At 72.8% G+C, this 3501-nt stretch carries 3 protein-coding genes; all 3 read right to left on the bottom strand.

Annotated features, from left to right (window positions below):
- Nucleotides 1–202 precede the first annotated feature (202 nt).
- Nucleotides 203–2194 (bottom strand): arabinofuranosyltransferase, encoded by a 1992-nt coding sequence (locus SACPADRAFT_RS0215395; RefSeq protein ID WP_007026958.1) that lies wholly within the window; start codon nucleotides 2192–2194, stop codon nucleotides 203–205.
- 19 nt (nucleotides 2195–2213) lie between these two features.
- On the bottom strand, nucleotides 2214–3146 hold the full coding sequence (locus SACPADRAFT_RS0215390; protein ID WP_007026959.1) for a decaprenyl-phosphate phosphoribosyltransferase: 933 nt from the start codon (nucleotides 3144–3146) through the stop codon (nucleotides 2214–2216).
- Nucleotides 3143–3501: phosphatase PAP2 family protein (locus tag SACPADRAFT_RS28040; protein WP_007026960.1), on the bottom strand; the 359-nt coding region annotated here is incomplete at its 5' end. The genes SACPADRAFT_RS28040 and SACPADRAFT_RS0215390, both read right to left, overlap by 4 nt.

Raw genomic sequence — 3501 nt, 5'->3', positions numbered from 1 at the left:
GGCGCGCCCCGCACCTCCGTCGTGAGCGTTGCTCGCTTCGTCGGTCCGAGTGGTCATCTCCGCCCGTCTCGTTCGGCTTCCCCGCGTAAGCTACCCGCCCGGGCGGGCCGTTCCGGCCGGACGGGGCGAGGGTCGGCCGTGTCGTCGCCGAACGGGATCGGGCCGACACCGTCCGCGGTCGCGCCCCGGCCCACGGTCCGGTTCACGACCGCACGGCGACGACGGTGAACGGGCCCACGTCCCGCCGCTCGAACCCGGGGGCGTCGAACACCTCCGGGTCGAACGACACCGGGTTGCCGGCCACGGGGTCGGAGCGGGGGAACACGCTGGAGGTCAGCGTGTACCGCAGCGTCCCGTCGTCGCGGCGGTCGAGCACGAACACCGTGGGCGGGGGGAACGGCCCGTCGGCCAGGCGTGCGCGCAGGGTGGCGGCGTCGTCCGCGTCCGCCCAGGAGCGGATCTCGGCGGCCCGCTCGTCGTAGCGCGCGAGCGGGTTCGCGTAGTGCGGGGTGAGCTGCTGGAAGTTCCAGTAGGGCGAGAACATCAGCAGGTGGTGCTGTTCGGTCAGCAGCACCTGCCCGGTCGGACCGCCCGCCGTCATCCGGTCGATCGCGTCGGTGAGCTGCGGGGTCCACGCGGCCGGATCGGACGGGTCACGTTGCCCGTCCGGTGTGCGCCCGGTCGGGTAGTAGTCCGACTCGGCGTCGTCGATCACCCCGGACAGGTCCGCCCGCACGGCGTCCTGGACCATCACCACCGACCCGGCCACGGCCAGGACGGTGACCAGCACCCGCACCCGGGGACCGGACCACCCCGTCCCGGGCCGGGTCGCGAGCCACCCCCGCAGCCACCGCGCTCCGGCCAGGACACCCAGCACCCCCGCCACGGCCAGGGTGAGCCCCACCGTGGGGACGAACCGGAAGGACAGCAGCGTGGTCTCGCCCAGCAGCGCGAGGGTCGACAGGCCGAACCAGGCGTAGACCGCGGCCGCGAGGACCGCCAGGACGAACGCGGTGGTGTCGGTGAACGCCGCCGCCACCGCCCACACCAGCCCCACCAGGCACAACAGCCCGAACACGCTGGGCACGGTGAACGGGGTCGGCAGGTAGGCACCGCTCTGCGGCAGGAAGTTCGGCGCGAGCGACGGCTCGGCCAGCCCGCCCGCGGCGACGAACGGTGCCCACACGAGCGCGGCGAGCACGGCGGAGACCACCGCGACGACGGCGGTCCGACCGACCGACCGGCGCAGCGCGGGGCCGAACCGCTCCCCCTCCCGCACGGCGGCCACGACGGCGAGCACGGCCAGCAGGACCACCAGCAGCGCCCCGAAACCGAGGTGCAGCGTGTAGGTCAGCCCGCAGACGCCGAGGTAGACGCCCACGACGCCGAGCACCCACCAGGGCGCCCGGTCGCGACGGCGCAGCGCCGCCCAGGCGAGCAGGGCGACCGGCGGCAACCACGCGGTCGTGGGCCAGGCGTACGGCTCCTCCACACCCACGGTGACGAACCCGGCGACGGTGGTCACCAGTGCGGCGAGAAACGCCGTCCGGCGCCGCAGCACCAGCGTGTACAGCACGTACGCCACCACCGCCGTCAGGGCGCACCAGGCGATCGCGTACGGCTTGTAGGCCTCCCAGCCGGACATGCCGGCCACCTCGGCGACCCGGCCGCCGAGCCAGAACCACCCGGCCGGGTAGTACGGCGGCAGGTCGACGTAGTTCATGTCCTGCAGCGCCGCCGACGACGACGCCCGTTCGAGGTACTGCAGTCGGAACGTGTTGTCGACCGAGGCTCCACCGAGGAAGAACCGGGTCGCGTGCAATGGCAGCGCGAGCACCAGCGTGGCCAGCGTGCTCAACGTCGTCCACACACCGAGGTGCTTCAGCCACGTCGGCCACCGCCGGACCCGCGCCGACCCCAGCGCCGGGTACACCACGGCGAACAGCACGGTCACCGCGGCCACCAGCAACGCCTCGGGCACATAGGTCTCCGTACCGGAGACCGGCAGGCGCGCCACGACCGCCTGCCAGGCCGCGCTGAGCAGCACCGCGTACCCCCCGCCGAGCAGGAGCGCGGCGACCGTGCCGCCCGGTGTCCCGAACGGCGGGCGGCCGGGGACCGTGCCCGGCCGCCCGGGGTCCTCGTCGTCGGGGTGCGCACCGGACGTGTCGGCCGCGTCGTGCGTGGTCACCATGCGGGCACCTCGCGCCTGGTCACAGGTAGTACGAGCACACGAGACTGACCACCCACGCCCCGCCCAGGACCTGCAGGACGCGGTCCCGCAACGCGATCTCCTCGGGCTCGCCCGCGTTCCCGCAGTCGACGTCCACCGCGTATCGCAGCACCGCGATCACGAACGGCACGATCGAGATCACGCTCCACACCGTGCCGGAGACGTTGTGCTGCTGCTCGAACGCCCACAGGCAGTACGACATGATCAGTATCGCGGCGGAGGTGGCCCAGACGAAGCGCAGGTAGCTCGCCGAGTACTTCTTCAGCGACGAGCGGATCTTCGCGCCCGTGCGTTCGTAGAGCATCACCTCGGCGTAGCGCTTGCCGGCCACCATGAACAGCGATCCGAACGCGGTGACCAGCAGGAACCACTGGGACAGGCTGATCCCGGTGGCCACACCACCGGCGATCAGCCGCATGAGGAAGCCGGACCCCACGATCGCCAGGTCGATCACGGGCTGGTGCTTGAGGCCGAAGCAGTAGCCGAGCTGGATCGCCTCGTAGACCGCGAGCACGATCAACAACCGCCAGTCGGCCAGGAAGCTGACCGCGGCACCCGCGGCGAAGAACACCCCCGCGGCCGCGTAGGCCACGGGGATCGGCACGACGCCCGCCGCGACCGGCCGGTGCCGCTTCGTCGGGTGCGCGCGGTCGGCCTCCACGTCGACCGCGTCGTTGATGAGATAGACCGAGCTCGCGACCAGCGAGAACGCGAGGAACGCCACCGCCGCGTCGGCCAGCACGTCCAGGTTCGCGATCTGCGCCGCGGTGAACGGAGCCGCGAAGACGAGGACGTTCTTCACCCACTGCCGGGGCCTGGCCGTCTTCGCCACCCCGGCCACGGTCGGGACGGGACCCCGCTTCCGGGTGGCCGCACCACCGGCGACGTCGGCACGCTCGGTCGTCTCACTCATGGTCGATTCCGCTTCCGTGAGGTCAGCCTGCGGCGCAGGATTCCGCCGACGGCGCCCCCGAGGGCGGCGCCGGCGAGTACGTCGGTCGGATAGTGCACGCCGAGCACGAGGCGGGAGACGAGCATCGGCGGCACGAGGGTGGGCACGAGATTACGCCCGACCAGCCCCGAGTACAGCACGGCGGCGGCCGTCGTCGACGTCGCATGTGACGAAGGGAAACTCAGCTTGCTGGGTGTGCCCACCCCCACCGCGACGTCCGGGTGCGTGGGCCGCGGCCTGCGCACGACCCGTTTGACGGCGATCGAGGCGGCGTGCGCACCGACGGCGCCCGCCGCCGCGGTGAGCCACCCGGCCC

It is taken from the genome of Saccharomonospora iraqiensis subsp. paurometabolica YIM 90007 (genome assembly GCF_000231035.2).
GTDB classification, from domain to species: Bacteria; Actinomycetota; Actinomycetes; order Mycobacteriales; family Pseudonocardiaceae; genus Saccharomonospora; species Saccharomonospora paurometabolica.
The sequence above is the reverse complement of the archived record's forward strand: the minus strand, read 5'-3'. Positions and strand labels throughout refer to the sequence as shown.

Excerpts from the sequence above, each read along its gene's own strand:
- SACPADRAFT_RS0215395 (WP_007026958.1), bottom strand. The coding sequence starts at position 2,194 with ATGGTGACCACGCACGACGCGGCCGACACGTCCGGTGCGCACCCCGAC.
- SACPADRAFT_RS0215390 (WP_007026959.1), bottom strand. The coding sequence starts at position 3,146 with ATGAGTGAGACGACCGAGCGTGCCGACGTCGCCGGTGGTGCGGCCACC.